At 70.8% G+C, this 20,631-nt stretch carries 19 protein-coding genes and 1 pseudogene; 4 read left to right on the plus strand and 16 right to left on the minus strand.

The features are described from left to right. Positions 1–141: 141 nt before the first annotated feature. The 11 genes from hisF to JOE63_RS13030 form a co-directional block, all read right to left on the minus strand. Positions 142–912 carry an imidazole glycerol phosphate synthase subunit HisF gene (hisF, locus tag JOE63_RS12980; RefSeq protein WP_204541894.1) on the minus strand — a complete coding sequence of 257 codons (771 nt, stop codon included), beginning with the start codon at positions 910–912 and terminating at the stop codon, positions 142–144. Then, complete coding sequence (locus JOE63_RS12985) at positions 909–1,910, minus strand: FKBP-type peptidyl-prolyl cis-trans isomerase (protein ID WP_244286168.1); 1,002 nt, start codon at positions 1,908–1,910, stop codon at positions 909–911. Before JOE63_RS12985 ends, hisF begins: the two co-directional genes overlap by 4 nt. A 46-nt stretch (positions 1,911–1,956) precedes the next feature. Next, positions 1,957–3,318 (minus strand): Pup--protein ligase, encoded by a 1,362-nt coding sequence (gene pafA / locus JOE63_RS12990; protein ID WP_087472187.1) that lies wholly within the window; start codon positions 3,316–3,318, stop codon positions 1,957–1,959. Positions 3,319–3,324: 6 nt separating this feature from the next. After that, positions 3,325–4,104, minus strand: coding sequence for a proteasome subunit alpha (gene prcA, locus JOE63_RS12995; protein WP_204541897.1), 780 nt, complete (start codon positions 4,102–4,104; stop codon positions 3,325–3,327). Next, positions 4,101–5,036, minus strand: a complete 936-nt coding sequence (prcB, locus tag JOE63_RS13000) for a proteasome subunit beta (RefSeq protein WP_204541900.1) — start codon at positions 5,034–5,036, stop codon at positions 4,101–4,103. The genes prcA and prcB overlap by 4 nt, the downstream gene beginning before the upstream one ends. 19 nt (positions 5,037–5,055) lie before the next feature. After that, a complete protein-coding gene (locus tag JOE63_RS13005) occupies positions 5,056–5,256 on the minus strand; it encodes a ubiquitin-like protein Pup (protein WP_047232853.1) in 201 nt (66 codons plus the stop codon). A 152-nt stretch (positions 5,257–5,408) separates the two neighbouring features. Next, positions 5,409–7,046 carry a depupylase/deamidase Dop gene (dop, locus tag JOE63_RS13010; protein ID WP_204543704.1) on the minus strand — a complete coding sequence of 546 codons (1,638 nt, stop codon included), beginning with the start codon at positions 7,044–7,046 and terminating at the stop codon, positions 5,409–5,411. 27 nt (positions 7,047–7,073) lie between these two features. Next, positions 7,074–7,457 (minus strand): hypothetical protein, encoded by a 384-nt coding sequence (locus tag JOE63_RS13015; protein ID WP_204541903.1) that lies wholly within the window; start codon positions 7,455–7,457, stop codon positions 7,074–7,076. Between the two features lie 56 nt (positions 7,458–7,513). Then, entirely contained in the window at positions 7,514–9,172 is a 1,659-nt protein-coding gene (gene arc / locus JOE63_RS13020) for a proteasome ATPase (protein WP_204541906.1), read from the minus strand. 182 nt (positions 9,173–9,354) lie between these two features. After that, the gene (locus JOE63_RS13025) at positions 9,355–10,395 is read right to left on the minus strand and encodes a tRNA (adenine-N1)-methyltransferase (RefSeq protein ID WP_204543707.1); all 1,041 of its coding nucleotides are present in this window, start codon (positions 10,393–10,395) and stop codon (positions 9,355–9,357) included. Positions 10,396–10,489: 94 nt separating this feature from the next. Then, the gene (locus JOE63_RS13030) at positions 10,490–11,668 is read right to left on the minus strand and encodes a site-2 protease family protein (RefSeq protein WP_204541911.1); all 1,179 of its coding nucleotides are present in this window, start codon (positions 11,666–11,668) and stop codon (positions 10,490–10,492) included. A gap of 68 nt (positions 11,669–11,736) precedes the next feature. Between JOE63_RS13030 and JOE63_RS13035 the strand changes: the two genes are divergently transcribed. Beyond that, complete coding sequence (locus JOE63_RS13035) at positions 11,737–12,483, plus strand: phosphotransferase (protein ID WP_307840088.1); 747 nt, start codon at positions 11,737–11,739, stop codon at positions 12,481–12,483. On the opposite strand, the gene JOE63_RS13040 is transcribed toward JOE63_RS13035, so the two are convergent. Beyond that, complete coding sequence (locus tag JOE63_RS13040) at positions 12,480–13,136, minus strand: HAD family hydrolase (RefSeq protein WP_204541919.1); 657 nt, start codon at positions 13,134–13,136, stop codon at positions 12,480–12,482. The two genes, JOE63_RS13035 and JOE63_RS13040, sit on opposite strands and share 4 nt — an antisense overlap. Positions 13,137–13,407: 271 nt before the next feature. On the opposite strand from JOE63_RS13040, the gene JOE63_RS13045 reads away from it, so the two are divergent. After that, positions 13,408–14,652 carry a tyrosine-type recombinase/integrase gene (locus JOE63_RS13045; protein ID WP_204541922.1) on the plus strand — a complete coding sequence of 415 codons (1,245 nt, stop codon included), beginning with the start codon at positions 13,408–13,410 and terminating at the stop codon, positions 14,650–14,652. A gap of 269 nt (positions 14,653–14,921) precedes the next feature. Here JOE63_RS13045 and JOE63_RS13050 read toward each other — a convergent pair whose 3' ends face one another. Both JOE63_RS13050 and JOE63_RS13055 read right to left on the minus strand, forming a co-directional pair. Next, positions 14,922–15,185, minus strand: coding sequence for a helix-turn-helix domain-containing protein (locus tag JOE63_RS13050; protein WP_204541925.1), 264 nt, complete (start codon positions 15,183–15,185; stop codon positions 14,922–14,924). 163 nt (positions 15,186–15,348) lie between these two features. Beyond that, positions 15,349–15,588: a hypothetical protein gene (locus JOE63_RS13055; protein WP_204541928.1), complete on the minus strand. Its 240-nt coding sequence runs from the start codon at positions 15,586–15,588 to the stop codon at positions 15,349–15,351. Positions 15,589–15,651: 63 nt separating this feature from the next. Between JOE63_RS13055 and JOE63_RS13060 the strand changes: the two genes are divergently transcribed. After that, a complete protein-coding gene (locus JOE63_RS13060) occupies positions 15,652–16,014 on the plus strand; it encodes an integrase core domain-containing protein (RefSeq protein ID WP_204541931.1) in 363 nt (120 codons plus the stop codon). Positions 16,015–16,069: 55 nt separating this feature from the next. Then, positions 16,070–18,868: an NACHT domain-containing protein gene (locus JOE63_RS13065; protein ID WP_204541935.1), complete on the plus strand. Its 2,799-nt coding sequence runs from the start codon at positions 16,070–16,072 to the stop codon at positions 18,866–18,868. Between the two features lie 124 nt (positions 18,869–18,992). On the opposite strand, the gene JOE63_RS13070 is transcribed toward JOE63_RS13065, so the two are convergent. Then, positions 18,993–19,823, minus strand: a complete 831-nt coding sequence (locus JOE63_RS13070; protein WP_204541939.1) for a hypothetical protein — start codon at positions 19,821–19,823, stop codon at positions 18,993–18,995. Positions 19,824–19,955: 132 nt separating this feature from the next. Further along, positions 19,956–20,146, minus strand: a pseudogene (locus JOE63_RS13075) (glutaredoxin domain-containing protein); the annotation flags it as partial. Between the last annotated feature and the right edge of the window lie 485 nt (positions 20,147–20,631).

The following is a 20,631-nucleotide window of genomic DNA, read 5'->3' on the forward strand; positions in this document are numbered from 1 at the left end:
TCGGCGCCGGTGGGGCGCGTCCTGCTGCCGGGCACGGGACGGTCCTCGTCTTTCGTTCAGGGGGTTGCACGATCCTCTCATGCGCCCCTGACACGCTCGACGAAATTGCGCCGCCCGGCCCTCGGCCCGCGGGACCGTGCCTCAGCGCACCTCGACGCCCTGCGCGCGCATCGCGTCCTTGACCTGGGCGACCGTCAGGGCGCCGAAGTGGAAGACGCTCGCCGCGAGCACCGCGTCGGCCCCGGCGCGCGCCGCGGCCACGAAGTGCTCGGGCGTCCCCGCCCCGCCGCTCGCGACGAGCGGGACGCGGACCTCGGAACGCACCGCCGCGAGCATCTCGAGGTCGAAGCCTGCGGTCGTGCCGTCGGCGTCCATGGAGTTGAGGAGGATCTCGCCCGCCCCGAGCCGCGCGGCGCGCGCCGCCCACTCCACGGCGTCGATGCCGGTCCCCCGGCGCCCGCCGTGGGTCGTCACCTCGTACCCGGACTCCGTGCGCACGTCCCCCGTCGTGCGGCGCGCGTCGACGGACAGGACCAGCACCTGGCTGCCGAAGCGGTCAGCGATCTCGGCGATGAGCTCCGGCCGGGCGATGGCCGCCGTGTTCACCCCGACCTTGTCCGCACCGGCGCGCAGGAGCCGGTCCACGTCCTCCACCGAGCGCACGCCGCCGCCGACCGTGAGCGGCACGAAGACCTGCTCCGCGGTGCGCCGCACGACGTCGTACGTCGTCTCCCGGTTCCCCGACGACGCCGAGACGTCGAGGAACGTCAGCTCGTCCGCGCCCTCGGCGTCGTACCGGGAGGCGAGCTCCACGGGGTCGCCCGCGTCGCGCAGGTTCTCGAAGTTCACGCCCTTGACGACGCGCCCCGCGTCGACGTCGAGGCACGGGATCACGCGGATCGCGACGGTCATGAGGACTCTCCTTGGTCGGCCGGCGCGTCGCCGGTCGTGTCGGGACCGGTGCCATCGGCGCCGCCCTCGGCGGCCTCCTCGGCGGTCACCGGGAACTGGGCGTCGAGGATGTCCACGACGTAGACGAGGGTCTCGCCCGCGAGCGGGTTGGCCGTCTCGCCGTAGGCGAGGTCCGGCGGCACGACGAGCAGCACCTGGCTCCCCACGGACTGCTCCAGGAGCCCTTGCTCCCACCCCTCGATGACCTCGCCGATCCCGATCATGATCGACAGGGGCGCCGTGTCGTCGGCCCAGGTCGTGTCGAAGACGTCGCCGTCGGACCACCGCACGCCCGTGTACCGGACCGTGACGACCTGGCCCACCTCGACCTGGTTGCCGTCGCCGCGGACCAGCGGCTGCACGACGAGCCCCGCGGGCGGGGTCGTCTCGGGCGGGATCGTGACGCTCGGCGCGCCGTCCTCGGCGAGCGTCACGGTCGGCAGACCCTCGACGGGCGCGACCGCCTCGCCCGACGCCCGGGTCGGGAGCACGTCGACGACCAGCGCCACGGGGACGCCGTCGTCCTCCTCGAGCCGCAGGAGTCGCGCACCCACCCGCTGGCCGCGCAGGAGGTCGCGCAGGTCCCGTCCGATCGACTCGTCCGTCAGCGCGCGCCAGCGTGGCGCGTCGGTGTAGGTGTTCTGCAGGACGGTCCCGTCGCTCACGTCCTGGGCGTAGAGGTTGAGCAGGAGCGGACCGCCGTCGACGAGCTCGGCCCCGGCGCCCGGCCACACGACCTCCGACGTCGCCTCCGGCACGTCGAGCGGGGCGCGGTACTGCAGCTCCGGGGGCGCGCCCGACGACCCGCCGACCGTGAGGTCGGTGTTCAGGGGCGTCGGCGTCGCGTCCTCGGGCTCCGTGCAGGCGGCGAGGACGACGGCGACGACGAACGCCACGAGCAGCGCGAGCACCCCTCGGGCGCGCGGCGCACGACGACGAGCGGACCGGGAACCCTGCACGGGGCTCCCGGTCGGAGGTACCAGGTTCGTCACATCACGTCCCGCATCACATCGACTCGATGAGGCGCTCCACGCGCTCGTCGACGTTCCGGAACGGGTCCTTGCACAGGACGGTGCGCTGCGCCTGGTCGTTGAGCTTGAGGTGCACCCAGTCGACCGTGTAGTCCCGGCGCGCCTCCTGCGCGGCGCGCACGAAGTCGCCGCGCAGCTTGGCGCGCGTCGTCTGCGGCGGGACCGCCGTCGACTCGAACACCTCGAGGTCCGTCGTGACGCGCTCGACCATCCCGCGCGCTGCGAGAAGGTTGTACAGCCCCTCGGTGCGCGAGATGTCGTGGTACGCGAGGTCCAGGCGCGCGATCCGCGGGTCGTCCAGCTCGAGCCCGTGCTTGGCCTGGTACCGCTGGATCAGCCGGTACTTGATGACCCAGTCGAGCTCGCGGTCGACCAGCGAGAGGTCACCCGTCTCGAGCGCGCGCAGCCCCCGCTCCCACAGGTCGAGGACCTGCTTCACGACGGGCGTCAGCGAGACGTCCTGCTCGACGAACTCCTTCACGCGCTGGAGGTACTCGCCCTGCAGGTCGATCGCGGTGACGGTCCGTCCGCTCGCGAGCTGGACCGGCTGCTTGCCCGTCATGTCGTGGCTGATCTCGCGGATCGACCGGATCGGGTTCTCCAGCGCGAGGTCCCGCATGGGCACGCCCGCCTCGATCATGCGCAGGATGAGGTCGGTCGAGCCGACCTTGAGCATCGTCGTCGTCTCCGCCATGGACGAGTCGCCGACGATGACGTGCAGGCGCCGATAGCTCTCCGCGTCCGCGTGCGGCTCGTCTCGCGTGTTGATGATCGGGCGGGAACGCGTCGTCGCGCTGGAGACCGCCTCCCAGATGTGGTCGGCGCGCTGCGACAAGCAGTACACGGCCCCGCGCGGCGTCGCGAGGACCTTGCCCGCGCCCGTGAGCACCTGCCGCGTGATGAGGAACGGCACGAGCACGTCCGACAGCCGCGCGAAGTCGCCCTGGCGCCGCACGAGGTAGTTCTCGTGGCACCCGTAGGAGTTGCCCGCCGAGTCCGTGTTGTTCTTGAACAGGTGGATGCGGCCGGGCAGCCCCTCGTGCTCGAGACGCTGCTGCGCGTCCGCGACGAGACCCTCCAGGATCCGCTCCCCACCACGGTCGTACGCGACGAGCTGGTGCACGTCGTCGCACTCCGCCGTCGCGTACTCGGGGTGCGAGCCGACGTCGAGGTACAGCCGCGAGCCGTTGCGCAGGAAGACGTTGGACGACCGGCCCCACGCGACCACCTTGCGGAACAGGTAGCGCGCCACCTCGTCCGCCGACAGCCCCCGGCCGTCGTCGGACGCGCACGTGACGCCGTACTCGGTCTCCAGCCCGAAGATCCTGCGGTCCATGCGGTCCTACCCCTCGTCCGTCGCGGGGCCGGTGCCCGTCGCGTCGCCCGCGTCGTCGGTCGCGGCGTCGGCGGCCGACGTCGGGCCGTCGCCGCCCGCGAGGAGGTCCTCGAGCGCGCTCCCCGAGATGCGGCGGAACGCGCGCCGTGGGCGCGTGCGGTCCAGGACGGCGACCTCGAGCTGCGCGGCCGGGATGGTCCGCACCTCCTCGCCGTCGCCGCCCGACCCGAGCGCGCGCACGGCGAGACGCAGCACCTCCGCCAGGCCGAGACCGGGCTGCCACGCGTCCTCGATCACGCGGCCGAGCTGGTCCGCCTGCCCGCCCATGACGACCACACCCTGCTCGTCGGCGACCGACCCGTCGTAGGAGATCCGGTAGAGCTGGTCGTGCGCCGCGGTCCGGCCGACCTCCGCGACGACGAGCTCGACCTCGAGCGGCTTGGACTCGGTGGTGAACACCGTGCCCAGGGTCTGGGCGTAGGCGTTCGCCAGACCGCGCGCGTTGACGTCCGTACGGTCGTAGGAGTACCCGCGCAGGTCCGCGTAGCGCACCCCCGCGACCCGCAGGTTCTCGAACTCGTTGTACTTGCCCACCGCGGCGAACGCGATGCGGTCGTAGATCTCCGAGATCTTGTGCAGCGCGCGCGACGGGTTCTCCGTGGCGAACGCGATCCCGTCCTCGTACGCGAGGACCACGACGGAGCGGCCGCGCGCGATGCCCTTGCGCGCGAAGTCCGCCCGGTCCTTCATGAGCTGCTCGGGCGAGACGTAGAAGGGCATGCTCACTCGGCGTCACCTCCCGACGCGGGGCCCTGCGACAGGTCGTGCGGCTGGTCGTGCGGGACCGCCTCGGCGTTCGTCACCGCGGGGCTGCGGCGCGGCACGCCCGTGCCGGACCGCTCGGCCACGATCTGCTCGACGACGGCCGCGAGCTCGTCGTCCGCGACACGCTCGTAGCCGTCCCGGGTCACGACCGCGACGACGGGCCAGATCCGGCGCACCGGGTCGGGGCCGCCGGTGGCGGAGTCGTCGTCCGCCGCGTCGTACAGGGCCTCGACCGCGACGCGCACGGACGCGTCCCGGTCGAGCTCCGTACGCCAGAGCTTCTTCAGCGAGCTGCGCGCGAACACCGACCCGGAACCCACCGAGTGGTAGGCGCGCTCCTCGTACCGGCCGCCGGTCACGTCGTAGGAGAAGATGCGGCCCGTGGCCCGGTCGAGGTCGAACCCGGCGAACAGCGGGACCACGGCGAGGCCCTGCATGGCGAGGCCGAGGTTCTGCCGGATCATCGTGGACAGGCGGTTCGCCTTGCCGTCCAGCGAGAGCAGGGCGCCCTCGATCTTCTCGTAGTGCTCGAGCTCGAGCTGGAAGAGGCGCACGAGCTCGACCGCGATGCCCGCGGTCCCCGCGATCCCGACCGCCGAGAACTCGTCCGCCGGGAAGACCTTCTCGATCTCACGGTTCGCGATCATCGAGCCCATCGTCGCGCGGCGGTCCCCCGCCATCACGACGCCGCCCGCGACGCCCTCGGCGCCGAACGTGAGCGCCACGATCGTCGTCGCGTGCGGCGCGTCGGGCACGACGCCCGCCGACGCGTGCCCCGCGGCGCGGTGCGACGGCAGCAGGTCGGGGGCGTGCCCGGACAGGAAGTCCAGGAAGGACGACGACCCGGGGGTCGTGAACGCGTCGGGCAGGCGCCCTGGCTGGTCTGTGCTCATCGGGTTGCCGTCACCCTTCCTACTCGCCGCCCTTCTGGACGAAGCCCCGGACGAAGGACTCCGCGTTCGTCTCCAGCACCTCGTCGATCTCCTCGAGGAGCGCGTCGACCTCCGCGTCGCGCGACTGCGCCTGCGGCGCGACCGGGACCTCGGGGCCCTCGGGCTCGTCGTCGGGACGCCGGTCCTCGTGCGACGCGTGGGTGCGTTCGGTACCCGCCATGGCTGCCTCCTCGTCCGTCGGCCCGGTGCCGCGCCGACGCTCTGTCCGTTCCAACCCGGTCGGGGCTCGCACCCTTCCCGGCCCTGCTCGCACGCGGCGCCCGTTCCGCGAGGAGCGGGGCGCCGTCGTGCGTCCAGCCTAGTCGCCGCGGATCACGACGGGCCCGCCAGACCCGCCAGGAGCGTCGCCGCGTCCGGGCTCGCGTCGAGCAGCGCGCCGATGTGGGCCCGCGTGCCCCGCAAGGGGTCCATCATGGGGACCCGCTGGAGCGAGGGCGCGCCCGGCACGTCGAAGATCACGGAGTCCCAGCTCGCGGCCGAGACCTGGTCGCCGTAGCGGGCCATCACCTCGCCACGGAAGAACGCCCGGGTGTCGTCCGGGGCGTGGTGCACCGCGGCCCCGACCTCGCGCTCCGTGACGACCCGGTCCACCGCACCGGCCGTGAGGAGCCGGTGGTAGATCCCCCGCTCCGGCCGTACGTCAGACCACTGCAGGTCCATGGCCGCGAGCCGCGGGTGGCCCCAGTCGAGGCCGTCGCGCTCGCGCAGGCGGTCGAGGAGCCGCAGCTTCGCGACCCACTCGACGTCGCGCGCGCACGCGGCGCGGTCCGTCCCCAGGCGCTCCAGCACCGAGGCCCATCGCGCGAGCACGTCGCGCGTGGGCGCGTCGACGCCGTCCGCGCCGGCGAGCCGCTCCGACGCCTCCGCGGCCACCGCGAGGTACTCGCTCTGCACCTCCAGCGCGGTCAGCTCCCTGCCGTCGGCGAGGGTGAGCCGACGCGTGAGGTCCAGGTCGCGGCTGACCCGCTGCACGTCCGCGACCGGGTCCGCCAGCCGCAGGCCCGCGAGCCGCGCCCGCACCTGCGGCCCCAGCTCCTCGAGGTGCTCGACGACGAACAGCACGAGCGACGTCGTGCCCGTCTTGAGGTAGGTCGCGGTCTCGAGCATGTTCGCGTCGCCGATGATGAGGTGCAGCCGCCGCCAGCGCTGCCGGTCGGCGTGCGGCTCGTCGCGCGTGTTGACGATGGGGCGGCGCAGCGTCGTCTCCAGCCCGACCTCCGCCTCGACGTAGTCCGCGCGCTGGGAGACCTGGAACCCGCGCTCCTCGCCCGTCGGGCCGAGGCCGACGCGCCCCGAGCCGGCGAACACCTGCCGGGTCACGAGGAACGGCGTGAGCATCTCCACGAGCACCCCGAAGGGGACGTCGCGGTCCACGAGGAAGTTCTCGTGCGTGCCGTAGCTCGCGCCCTTGCCGTCGACGTTGTTCTTGTACAGCACCACGGACCCGCCCGGTACCTGGGCGAGCTCCCGCGACGCCGCGAGCATCACGCGCTCCCCCGCCACGTCCCAGCACACGACGTCGTGCGGCACCGTGACCTCGGGCGAGGAGTACTCCGGGTGCGCGTGGTCGACGTAGAGCCGGGCACCGTTCGTGAGGATGACGTTCGCCGCGCTCGGGTCGTCGTACTCGTCCGTGGTGGGCCGCGCGACCTCCTGGAGCGAGCTCTCGGGCGCCCCGTCCCCGGTGGGCTCCGCCGCGGGGCCTGACGGCGCGGGCCGGGTCGGGTCGTCGGTGAGCAAGGACGGGTGCGCCGACGCGCGCGGCACGTGGAACCCCCGCGCGTCCTGGAGCGGGTCCTCGTCGTCGTAGTCCCAGCGCGCCCGGCCCCGCGCGCCGTCGCTGCGCGCGGCGAGCGCCCGGTAGGTGGTGACGACCTGGCTCGACATGAGCATCGGGTTCGCCATCGGCTTCCCCGGCTGCAGGACGCCGTACTCGGTCTCGATCCCCATGACCCGTCGGACGCTCACGCGCTCACCCTATGCCGGTCCGCCGACGGCGCGTCGGTCCTGTCCACGAGCGCCCGGTTCGTCGGCGCGCCACAGGACACGGGCGGTCGCCAGGACGAGGACGCAGAACAGCGACTGGTTGACGAGGCCCCACGGAGCCAGCCCGCCGACGCGGGCCGCCACGGTCGCGTTGACGGCGACGTCCGCGACCATGACCGCCACCCCGAGCGGAACGGCGGCCCGACGACGCAGCACGAGCAGGAGCACGACGAGCTGGTCGAGGAGCGTGAGCGAGACCCAGAAGGCGCGGACGGCGGGCGGGAAGCCGGCGTACACGCCGGTCCCGCCCGCCGTCAGGTCGAGCACGTGCGTCGTCGTCCCCACGAGGAAGCCGGCGACCCACAGGAGCCGCACCGCGAGGACCCACCGGCCCTGCGGCCGCCGGGCCGGCGCGGCCGCGCCCCGCCCGGTCAGAGGTACTGACCCGTGTTCGTCACCGTGTCGATGGTGCGCGGAGAGCCGCCCTCGCCCTTCTTCTGGACGATCGTGCGGATGAAGACGATGCGCTCGCCCTTCTTGCCGCTGATGCGCGCCCAGTCGTCCGGGTTGGTCGTGTTGGGCAGGTCCTCGTTCTCCTTGAACTCGTCGACGCACGCGGAGAGCAGGTGGTCGACGCGGATGCCCCGCTGACCGGTGGCGAGGAAGTCCTTGATCGCGGACTTCTTGGCCCGGTCGACGACGTTCTGGATCATCGCGCCCGAGTTGAAGTCCTTGAAGTACAGGACCTCCTTGTCGCCGCTCGCGTAGGTGACCTCGAGGAACTGGTTCTCGTCCTCCTCGGAGTACATGCGCTCGACCACGGACCGGATCATCGCGTCGAGGGCCTCGCGCTGGTTGCCGCCGTGCTCGGCGAGGTCGGCGGCGTGGATCGGCAGGTCCTCGGTGAGGTACTTGGCGAAGATCTCCTTGGCGCCCTCGGCGTCGGGCCGCTCGATCTTGATCTTCACGTCGAGGCGGCCGGGCCGCAGGATCGCGGGGTCGATCATGTCCTCGCGGTTGGACGCGCCGATGACGATGACGTTGTCGAGGCGCTCGACGCCGTCGATCTCGGCGAGGAGCTGGGGCACGATCGTCGTCTCGACGTCCGACGACAGGCCCGTGCCGCGCGTGCGGAACAGCGACTCCATCTCGTCGAAGAACACGACGACCGGGGTGCCCTGGGACGCCTTCTCCCGCGCGCGGGCGAAGATCAGGCGGATGTGCCGCTCGGTCTCGCCCACGTACTTGTTGAGCAGCTCCGGCCCCTTGACGTTGAGGAAGTAGCTGCGCGCCGCGCCCGACCCGGCCTCGACCTTCTCGCCGCGCGCCCGCGCGACGGTGTGCGCGAGCGAGTTCGCGACGGCCTTGGCGATGAGCGTCTTGCCGCACCCGGGCGGGCCGTACAGGAGGACGCCCTTGGGCGGGTGCAGCCCGTGCTCGCGGAAGAGGTCGGGGTGCGTGAACGGGAGCTCCACGGCGTCGCGGATCTGCTCGATCTGCGGGCCGAGGCCGCCGATGTCCTCGTACTCGATGTCCGGGACCTCCTCGAGGACGAGCTCCTCGACCTCGGACTTGGGGATCACCTCGAACACGAACCCGCTGCGCGTGTCGATCGTCAACGAGTCCCCGACGCGCAGCGCCGTGTGCGCGACCGAGCCGGCGAGGCGCACGACGCGCTCCTCGTCGGCGCGGCCCACGACGAGCACGCGGTCGGCGTCGAGGATCTCCTTGGCGGTGACGATCTCGCCCGTGCGCTCGTACCCGCCCGCCGCGACGACCGTCATCGCCTCGTTGAGCTTGACCTCCTGGCCGGGACGCAGCCGCTCCACGTCGAGGCTCGGGCTGGCTCCGACGTGCATCTTGCGCCCGGCGGCGGACACGTCGACCGACCCGTCCGGGTGCGCCGCGAGGAACACCGCGTACGTCCCGGGGGGCTTGGCGAGGTCGTCGATCTGCCGCTTGAGGTCGAGGATCTGGTCGCGCGCGGCACGGAGCGCCTCGGCGAGCCTCTCGTTCTTCGCGGACAGCAGCGCGAGCTCTCTCGCGCTGCTCTGCGGGGCCTCGTCGCTACGGCCGAATGTCTCGCTCATGGGGTGTCCCCTCTCGCCGGCGGCTCGCCCGACCGCGTCGTGGACGGCAGGCGGCGGACCCGCGGGAGGACCCGTGCCGACCACCGTCCGGCGGTCGGGTGTAGACCTTAGGCACAATTCTCGCCCGTGCACACGGACGACACCCAGGGTGAGACGACCGGGTCCCGATCGTTACCGGACCGTCACGGCGCCGACACGTCGGACGGGTGCTCGCCCTGCTCGACGACCGGCTCCGGCCCCTGGCCGACGTCGCGCCGCACGCGGCGGATCTTCTTCTCCGACACCGGGCGCTCGCCGAGCTCCTCGGGCGACCACTGCTCGGCGTCGGTCGGGTACGCACCCTTGGCCGGGCGGCGCTTGCGCTCGGGCGGCGCGACGCCGTCGGCCAGACGGCGCGCGGTGAGCAGGAAGCCCGTGTGCCCGATCATGCGGTGCTGCGGGCGGACGGCGAGGCCTTCCAGGTGCCAGCCCCGCACCATGGACTCCCACGCGACCGGCTCGGCGTAGCGGCCGTCGGCGCGCAGGTCCTCCGCGAGGCGCGAGAGCTGCGTCGTCGTGGCGACGTAGCAGACGAGCACGCCGCCCGGGACGAGCGCGCGCGCGACGACGTCGAGGTTCTCCCACGGCGCGAGCATGTCGAGCACGACGCGGTCGACCGTGCCGTCCCCGGCGACGGTGGGCAGCACGTCGGCGAGGTCGCCGACGGACAGCGTCCAGGCGGGGTGCTCTCCGCCGAAGAACGTCTCGACGTTGCCGCGCGCGATCGCGGCGAAGTCCTCGCGGCGCTCGATCGAGTGCAGCTCGCCCGCGTCGCCGACGGCGCGCAGGAGCGACATCGTCAGCGCGCCCGAGCCGACGCCCGCCTCGACGACGCGCGCACCGGGGAAGATGTCCGCCATCGCGACGATCTGCCCCGCGTCCTTGGGGTAGACGACCGCGGCGCCGCGCGGCATGGACAGCACGTAGTCGGCGAGCAGCGGGCGCAGCGCGAGGTACTCGATCTCGGCCGTGTTGCGGACCACGCTCCCCTCGGGCTGCCCGATGAGGTCGTCGTGCCGCAGGTAGCCCTTGTGCGTGTGGAAGGTCGCGCCCGGCGCGAGCGTGATGGTATGCAGGCGTCCGCGCGGGTCCGTGAGCTGGACCTTGTCGCCCACGCGCAGGGGCCCGCGGCGCTCGCCCGCGCCCGTCGCGCCGGGGCGGTCCGAGGCGGTGGCCGCGGGCACGGCGGTGCTCTCCGGTCCGGGTGGTGTCGTCTGGGGGCCGGGCGTGGCGGCGGGCTCGGAGGTCACGGGCGACCATCCTACGGGCCGGGCGCGGTCAGCGACCGCGCTGGGCCTCCCGCAGGGCGGCCACGACCCGCGCGACCTCGAGCGCCCCGACGACGCGGCCGCCGTCGGTCACGACGACGACGGCGCCGTCCCGCCCGACCCGCGAGAGCACGGCGAGCATGTCCTGACCCTGGAGGTGCGCGTCGATCGTCCTGCCCGTGGGCAGCGGCACGGCGACGGCGCCCACCGGCGTGGTCTCGGCGGCGTCCGGTGGCACGGCAGCGGCAGCACCAGGGTCCGCGTACCCCACGGGTCGGCCGGTCCCGTCGACGAGCACGGCGAGGACGTGCGGGCCGCCCGCGAGCGCGACCGACCGGCCCACGGCCCCGACCGTCGCCGTGGAGGGCACCGCGACGGCGGGCCGCGCGAGGCCGCGCACGGAGAGCCCGGAGACCGCCTCGCGCGTCCGGCCCGCGGTGATCGCCTGCCCGGCGCCGCTCCAGAGGAAGGCGCCGATGAGCGCGGCCCAGGCGACCGTCCACAGGTCGGGCTGGCGGTCGACGGTCAGCGGCCACACCAGGGCCCACGCGACGACGCCGACCGCGACCGCGCGCCCGACCCAGCCCGCCGCGACCGTGCCCCTGGTGCGTGATCCCGTCGCGGCCCACACGGCCGACTCGAGGATCTGGCCGCCGTCGAGCGGCAGGCCCGGCAGGAGGTTGAAGAACCCGACGAACGCGTTGGAGAACGCCCCGGCGTACAGGAGGAGCGCGGGCACGGAGAACGTCGGCTGCGCCTGGAACGTCACCCAGAACACGACCGCGAGCGCCAGGTTGGTCAGCGGCCCGACCACGGAGATGAGGAACCCGTCGAGCGGGCGCGACGACGTCCCGGAGTACGCCGTGTGGCCGCCCCACAGCGTGACGGCGAGCTCGGTGACGTGCTGCCCCCGGGCCCGCGCGACGAGCGCGTGCGCGACCTCGTGCAGGAACACGGAGGCGAACAGCAGGAGCACGAACGCGAACGAGACGAGGTACACCTCGTTGCCCAGCTGCGGCGCGAGCCGCCGCACCGTGGGGACGAACAGCACGGTGAGGATCGCGGCGGCCAGGAACCACGACGGCGTGAGGATGACCGGTGCGCCGACGATGCGACCGATGACCCAGCCCTTCGTGCGCGGGCCGGCCGGTGCGGGCGTGCGGGGGGCTCTGGGCTCGGGTCCGTCCACCCTGAGAGCCTATGCGTTCCGCGCGCCGACCCGGACGTCGGGCGAGCGGCGGGTGCGATGATCTGGCCGTGCACGCTCACGACGACGACCAGGTCGAGGTCCCGCTGACCGGAGGGAACGTCAACGCCGTGGTGCGCGTCGGCGACACCGTGCGGCGGACGGCCGGTCCGTGGACGCCGACGGTCCACGCGCTCCTCGCCTGGGTCCGCGCCCAGGGGGTCTCCGTGGCCCCCGCGCCGCTCGGCCGCGACGCGGCCGGGCGCGAGGTGCTGACCTGGACCGAGGGCGAGGTCGGCGGCTGGCCGCTCCCGGACTGGCTCTGGGACCGCGCGACGCTCCGCCAGTCGGGCGCGATGCTGCGGGCGTGGCACGACGCGACGGTCGGCTTCGCGCTCACCGGGGCCGTGTGGCGCTCGCCCGTGCGTGAGCCGGCGGAGGTCGTGTGCCTCAACGACGCCGCGCCGTACAACATGGTCCGCGCGGACGGCACCCTCGTCGGGTTCATCGACGTCGACATGGCGTCGCCCGGGCCTCGGGTCTGGGACGTCGCGTACCTCGCCTACCGGCTGTGCGGCTGGTGCGAGGACATGCCGGCCCCGCCCGGGCTCGCGCCAGACGAGCGGCTCGCCGAGCTGCTCACCGGCTACGGCCGCGACCGCGCACCGGCTCCCGACGACGTGCTGTCGGCGATGCACGACCGTCTCCTGGACCTCGCCGACTGGACGGACGCGCACGCCCGGGACACCGATCGTCCGGACCTGCACGACCACGCCGCGCTGTACCGCCGCGACGCGGCGCGCCTCCCCCGGGGCTAGGCCGCGTCGTCGGCCATGAGGTCGACGACCTCGCCGGAGACCAGCCGGGCGAGCAGGTCGAGGTCGACGAGCTCCAGCGACGGAGTCCGGCTCAGGCCGGGCGCCGGGAGGACGGGGACCACGGCCTCCACGCCGAGCGTGGCCGCGCCGGCCGCGCGGGCCGAGGCGATGCCGGCGGGCGAGTCCTCGATGGCGACGCAGCGCGTGACGTCGACGCCGAGGCGCTCGGCCGCGAGCAGGTAGGGCTCGGGGTCGGGCTTGCCGCGCTCGACCTCGTCCCCGCACACGAGCACCTGGAACGCGTCGTCCGGCGCGAGCTCCGCGACGGGCGCGGCGAGCTCGCGGTAGGACATGGTGACGAGCGCGCACGGCACGCCGGCCTCGCGCAGCGCCGTGAGGAGCTCGCGCGCGCCGGGCTGCCACGGGACCGCGGCCTGCACCTGCTCGACGACCCGGCCCAGGAGGAACGCGACGATCTCGTCGATCGGCAGGTCCACGCCCCCACGCTCTCGGATGATCCGCGCGGACTCGCGCAGCGGGTTCCCCACGAGCGACATGGCGTCCTCGTGCGTCCACGTGCCCCCGTGCGCCTCGACGAGCTCGTGCTCCGCCGCGATCCAGTAGGGCTCGGTGTCGACGAGCGTGCCGTCCATGTCCCACAAAGTTGCCTCAGGCAACGGTAAGCCGCCAGAGAACTCAATAGCGCGCTGACCTGCGGAAATACCGTCGGTACGAGAGGACAAGAGTGATCTCCATCAGTGGTCATGCAACGAACCGTGCAACAACCGACCCTAGCCGCATTGAGGCGCATAGAGCGACGAGAGGCGCGCCCCCACGGCACCCCGCACATCTACGGGACATGAACCCCTCACCATCCCGGCCATCCCTCCCGAGTCCCCCCGCCATCACCCAGGGGGGTCTGGCATGACCCGCCGAAGCAAGGGCGACGGCTCCATCAGCTCGTACCGCCTCGCCAACGGCCAGCTCCGCTGGCGCTGTCAGTGGTACGAGCCGAAGGACCCCATGAACCCCCACCTCGGGAAGCGCCTCGTGGGCAAGGGTGGCTTCGCGTCTCCGGCTGAGGCCCGCATTGCGCTCCTCAAGCACTTGGTGCTCGTCTCCGACGGCAGGACGACGACCGCGCAGAGCCGTACGACCTTCGATTCCTACGCCCGTCGGTGGCTTGCGGGCTACCACTTCCCGTCGCCCAACACCCGCGTCTACGTCCAACGGGTCATCAACGCCGTGCAGCCACACATCGGCAACCTCCAGATGGCGCAGGTCCTCCCCTCCGACCTTGCGGCGTGCTACCGCGCGCTGGAGAACGGCACGGGCCGCAAGGCGACCACCAAGTACACGGCCGGCAAGCTCGCGCCGTCCACGGTCGCCCGATACAGCGGCTGGCTCGTGACCATCTTCGGCGCCGCAATCGACGACGGGCTGATCTCACGCAACCCGGCATCGAACCGGCGCTCGGGGCGACCCCGCGGCCCGCAGGCACGTCGCGTCAAGCCCTTCGCCGTCTGGAACGTGGACCAGATGATGTCGTTCTGCGACTGGGCGTTCCGAACCGATCAGCCGTGGGCACGCGCCTGGTGGATCCTCGCGCTCACCGGACTGCGATCGGGCGAGCTCCTCGGCCTCGAGTGGCAAGACGTCAATCTCACAACAGCCAGCCTCACGGTCAAGCAGGCGCTGCGGTACAACGAGTCCCTACCCCACGGGCAGCGCACCGAGATCGGCCCCACCAAGCACGGCCGCATCCGCACGATCTACCTTGAGCCCAGAGCGCAGAAGCATTTTGCCCTCCTCAAGCAGCAGCGGGACACCACCTCGACCCTGATCGGCGGTCGGCGCCACAACCTCGTGTTCCCGCCTGGCAACAACCGCTCACCCAGCCAGTCCGCCCTGCTCTCGGCATTCAAACGCGCCCAGGCAGGCTACCGAAGTGCGCACCCGAACGTCCCACTACCGAACCTCACCGTCCACGACCTCCGACACACCCACGCTTCACTGCTCCTCGCGGCAGGAGTCGACATCAAGGTCATCCAGGAGCGCCTCGGACACTCCAACGCCGCGATCACCCTGGGCACCTACGCGCACCTCATGCCCGATGCGCACCAGGGAGCCGCGAACCGACTCGAGGCCCTCCTCGCCGGAGACAACTAACCTCACACCTCGACCCGTCGCTTCCGATTCGCCATTGAGTCGGAACCGCACCACTGGGGTTCAGACCCTCTCCGAACACCCTAGAAATGCCTCTGAGCTGCGGAAGCGCAGCGCAGAGGCCGTCCTCGTAAGTCCGCCCGGTGCATCTCTCGTGCGCCCCCACCGGCACCGACCCCCCTTGACCAGCCTTCAACCTGGGCACATGCCGGCGCCGGAGGCGCCATCCGGGCCTCCGACCCCGCCGGGCCAGACCCGAGGCCGCGCGTCCCTCACATGTCTGCGAGCAGGTCCTCGAGCATCTGCTCTGTTCTGTGCGTGTCGCGGTCGACGAAGACGATGTCGGCATCAAGCGCGCGGATGACCGACAGGACGCGAATGCGCTCCGCCCGCGGGCGTCGACCGCGCTCGATCTCGGCAACGAAGGCGCGTGGGACGTTGGCGCGCGCGGCGAGCTCGGCCTGGGTCAGCCCGGCGCGCTCTCGCCGCTCGCGCAGCGCGGCCCCAAGCTGGAGAGGTCCGGAGACAGGACGCATGGGTGTCACAGCACCGTGACAAACAGCATTGTCACGGATCCACGACGCTTGGCGGTGCGTCTGCCTCCGCCGCCCGAACACGACAGTGGGCCTAGGCGGCAGCCCGGGCCCCTCACCAACCACTGCATTACACAGTCGAAGCCGCGGGTATAGATTTTATGCGTCAGTCGTCGGGGTCGTCCGCGGCGTGCAGCATCAACTGGACCTCGAAGTCGAACGCCTCGCGTCGACGTCGCGCGCGGGTCACGGACCCGATGATCGTGAAGACGGCACCAACCAAGATGAGCAGCGGGCCCGCGCCGCCGTCGAACGCCGCCGCGAGCAGTCCTAGCGCAAGGAGGACGATGCCGACGTACACCGAGGCCGGGGTGATGACTTTGGTCTGATACGGGCGATTTTTCACGGGCATGCGAGCGTACCGACTTCTTACGCCGCGGCCGACCGCCGCGCCGGGCGGACCTCGTCCGTGATCGAGCCCACCACGGCGGGTCATAGCGACGCCGCAACAGCGCCCCCACGACCGGTACTGACCGAGCGCCTCGCGGCCTTGGGGACGCGTGCGTCGATCGGGACCGTCGCCGACGCCTATGACCACGCCTTTGCGGAGTCCGCAATCGGGCTCTACAAGACCGAACTGATCCGCCGCCACGGGCCCTGGCGAACCCTGGACGGCGTCGAGATCGCGACCCTGGAATGGGTCGACTGGTTCAACAACCGTCGCCTACGCACCGAGCTCGGCGATATGCCGCCAGCCGAGCACGAGACGATCCACCGCCCTCAGAACCCGGTCGTCACGACGGCCGAGACCAGAGAACCGAGACTCCACTGAACCCGGGGCGGTTCAGTCTGTGAGGGAATCGTGCTCGCACGGCAGGATGGAGCCCATGTCGTACCGACTTGACGATCTCGGGGCACACGAGTTCGAGCACCTGATCCAGGCACTTCTGGTCAAGCTCTATGGTCCGACCGTTGGTGTGTTCGGCAGCGGTCCAGACAGCGGTCGGGACGGCACGCTGCGCGGTCGCTCGGATGAGATCCGAACCGTCGAGGGGAAGGCCGTTCCTCAGGACGCGGGACCGCAGCAGAGCACGATATGGGACGGGTACCACGTGTTCCAGGTCAAGTTCCGCGAGCAACCGCTCGGCACCGGGCCGGATCTCGCCTGGTTCCTCAACCAGGTCCAGGCCGAGCTTACAAAGTGGACTGACGCAAGAAAGGGACGCAAGGGCCCTCGGCCCGAGTACATCGTCTTCGTGACGAACGTTGCGCTTTCTGGACAGATCGGCGGCGGGCTCGACAGAGCCACCGACGTCATCCGCATGCACGCCGACAAGCACGGTTGGCCGTTGAAGGACTGCCAGGTCTGGGATCGCACCAAGGTCACCACCCTGCTCGACACAGCGGCGGACGTTCGACAACGGTTCAACGGCCTACTCACGGTCGGGGACGTCCTGGCAAGCCTCAGACAGATGACGCGCGGGGAACTTGACCCGGACACGGTCCGCACAACGCTCGAAGAGCACATGCGCTCGGAACTACGGAACAGGGCGTACGTCAACCTCAGTGAGGCAGGTCAGATCGCAAGCGAGCGCATCGACCTCACCAGCGTGGCAGTAGACCTACCGAGCTACCCCGACCTGGCGGCTGACGCACACCGCCCGCAGCTCACGATGAAGAAGATCGTTGCCGCCGGAGATGCCGTCCTCCGACCCGAGGTCTACGACGGCGAACCAGAGCACTTCCTCATCGTCGGAGGCCCTGGGCAGGGAAAGACCACACTCGGACGCTTCCTTCTACAGCTCTACCAGGCAAACATCCTCGCCGACCAAGAGGGCCTCTCAGCCCCCGTCGCCCGAGCCGTCGCAGACGTCCTCGCCCGGGCCGAGGGAATCGGAATCCAGCGGCCTCGCAATCGCCGGTGGCCGGTTCGCGTCGACCTCGCCGAGTACGCCGACAAAGTCGGCGGTGGTGAAGACACTTCGCTGTTGCGGTACATCGCCGGCCGAATCGCGGCACAGACCGACCTCGACCTCCACGCGCGTGACCTTCGCAAATGGCTCAGCGCATGGCCGTGGCTGCTCATTCTCGACGGCTACGACGAGGTAGCCGCTCGCCCCGCGAGAGAGACCGTCGCGAAGGCCGTGAGCCAGTTGCTCGAGACCGCACATACCGAGGACGCCGACCTCCTCGTGCTCGCCACCACACGTCCCCAGGGCTACAGCGACGAACTCCCCTCATCGTTCCGCCAGGTACGCCTGGCGCCTCTTCTTCCAGGGGAAGCCGTTGCCTATGCCACGGCGCTCGTGCATGCACGGCTGGGTGAGAGCCAAGACGTGCCGGGGATACTCCAGCGGATCGCCGACGCGGTCGAAAACCCGCTGACGAGTCGCCTGATGCAGACCCCTCTCCAGGTCATGTTCATGACGCTCCTCCTCGAACACCGCAGGAAGCCGCCCCAGGATCGTGCGGAACTCTTCCAGAGGTACTACGACGTCATCTACGACCGCGAGACAGCCAAGACAAACCACCTCGCGAAGCTGCTCCACACCTACCGAGCAGACGTGGACGCCATCCACCAAGCAGTGGGCCTTACGCTTCAGCGGTCGAGCGAAGCAGCCGGCGACGCCGAAGCGATCCTCACCCGCGGCGAGTTCACTACACTCGTGCGCGACCAACTCGAGACCGCCGGGCACGAGGGGCCAGACCTGGACAACCTCGTCGAGGAACTGATGAAGGCGGCTCAACATCGACTCGTCCTGCTCATGGCGAAGGGCAAGGACGGGGTGGGTTTCGACCTACGCAGCCTCCAAGAGTTCATGGCTGCGCGGGCGCTTATCGACGCGCCTGACCACGACGTCCTGGAACGCCTGCGTACCATCGCGCCCTCCGCGCATTGGCGCAACACCTGGCAACTTGCCGTGGGCCTGATCCACCGCACCCGCTCCTACCTGTTCAACCAGGTCCTGCAGCTGTTGCGCGAACTCGATAGCGCCACGATCGGGATCGTGATCAAGCCGGGCCCCCACCTCGCCATCGACATCCTCGACGACGGTGTGGCAAACGCAAGCCCTATGCAACTGCGCCTCCTGCTTACCCACGCGCTCGACGTACTCCAAGGCGTTAGCCTCGGCGCCGGACGACTCGCAGAAGCCCTGGTGGAGCTGGGAGACGAGAGCGCAGTGCGCACGCAGGTCACCGACGCTCTAGCACGAGCAGTGGATGGTGATCCCGGAGAACGCCACAGCGCACTCGTCGTCCTCGACCATCTCGCCGAAAGCGAGGCCACGGGCCCTCTCTTCGTGCGCGCACGACAGCTCAGAGACATGGCACGACGAGCCCCAGAGATCATCGAACCAGTCCGTGGCAACACAGTCCGGCTCGCCGACGCCCTCCCCAAGACTGCCGCCGCATGGCCCAAGTCCAGCCCACGGGGCCGGTTCTACGCCGACCTACGAACCATCGTCACCGCAGCCGGGACCGACGGAACCTTCCGCATACCAAGCGGGTCGATCCAGGCAAGAGAAGCAACGATCGAGGTTCTCGATAGCGATGACGACCTGCTCGAGGTCGCACAAGCAATAACCGAGATCGAACCTGCAAACTGGCCTGCAAGGTCCGCCATCACCGCACTCGTCTGGCGCGCTTACGAGAGACGGCCCGTAGGCCCTCTTCCCGGCCGATGACGGAGGAAACCGCGCACAGGGCGCGCTCTCGGCAACGCCGCTGAGGCCTGCGCGGCGGCCTCGCGGCTCGCCGACACCCGCCTTAGCGGTTGCCCGTCGTCCGCCGCAAGGTCGACCACCACAGTCAGTAGACCGCGATGGCGTCGATCACCACCGCAGGGCCCGGGATGTAGGCCTGGATGTCGTCGGCTGGCAGGTCGACGTCCAGAGCCTTCGACAGGCCCGCGACCATGTCATCCATCGTGGTCATGAGAGTGCGCTTGACCATCCACTCCCACCCGTGCAGAAGCCACTTCTCGGCGTTGAGGTAGTCATCGTCAGCTACGAGTGCTTCGACCGTGCCAACGAGCCCGATCTCACCCTCCAGATGGTCAGGTGCGGCAGCATCGACGAAGTGACCAGGACGGACGCTTAGCAAGACGCGGGGCTGCAGCCCGGTTCCCTGGACCTCGAAGAGTGTCGGTACGGGTACGAGCTGGTTGCCTAGGTAGACGCCCTTGAGCGCTTCTTCCACACCTGCGGGCATCTGTCCCGACTTCAGATCGTCCAACGAGGTCTCCGCAGAACGGATTGCCTGGAGCACCACGTGCAGCAGCTTGCCAGCGACCGAGGCCGTCGTCAGATGCGCTGTTCCTTCGAGCACCAGGGGGACATCCTTGTGCAGCGTCGTGTCGTTGCTCGCAGACACCACGTGCTCCTCGGCGATGAGCCTGTCGAGCACCTTGCTCACCGCAGCCTTCTGGTTCGGGGCCAACGTGTAGCTCGTCTGAACCTCTACCTCCGTACCGCGCTCACCACCGACCTCACTCTTGCCGACCCCGAACTTGCCACCACCCTTGCGGTTCTTCACCGTGCGCTCGGTGATCTCCTGCTGCAACGGCACGTCCACATCGGCGTACTCAGCAAGGGCGAACAGGGTCTCGGCGTCGAGGAACTTTGGCGTACGAAGCGGCATGCACCAATGCTGCCCGATGCCACCCACACGTCGGCAGGTCCGCACGCCTGACCGTGCTCCATGGCCGCCGGACTACGGGCCGCCGTGAACGAGTCCGCCCTACTCAGCGATTGCACCAGGATCGAATACTGCTCAGTTGATGAGCGCGTTGACCCGGTTGGGCCGGAAGCCCGACCAGTGGTCGTCGCCGGCGACGACTACCAGCACCTGCGGGTAGCCGAGCTCGCGCTCGAGGGCCGCGGCGCCCTGGGTGACGTCGACAACGCGGTACTCAATGCCATTCTTGTCCAGGCCCAGTAGGTCGCGTCGCACTGGACGCAGGTTCCTTGCCCATGACAACCACAGCAGCGGTGGTTCCGGTGGCCATCAGACGCTCACCTCGGCGGGCCTGAAGCACTGCTCGGCACGCATACCGGGCAACCCGACGCGGTGCGCGCAGACGTCGCAGAGCACGGCGCTGTGCTGGTGGACACAACTTGTGCACTCCCACACCGCGAGCAGGGTGGCAGGATCTCCGCACTGCCACTGGCCGTCGCCGATCTGCTGGGCGTTGGCGCCGGGCCGGTCGCCGTCCTTGGCGCTATCAGACCCATGCGGCCAGTGGCGCGGTGACGTGCGTCCTCGGTCCGCGGGGACGACTGCTCGGCCGTGGTCGCTCTGAGGTTCATCGGTGCACCTTCTTCAGGTGTCGCTCCCATCCCTGGAAGGTGTGGGGTGATGCCCGCGTGTGACGCCGCGGCGCTAGAGTTCTCCTCTGTCGCGGGACAACGCCGGTGATGACGGGCGAAGGTGCCGGGGCCTAGTTGAG

Origin of the sequence: Cellulosimicrobium cellulans, assembly GCF_016907755.1 — a bacterium.
Lineage (GTDB): Bacteria > Actinomycetota > Actinomycetes > Actinomycetales > Cellulomonadaceae > Cellulosimicrobium > Cellulosimicrobium cellulans_D.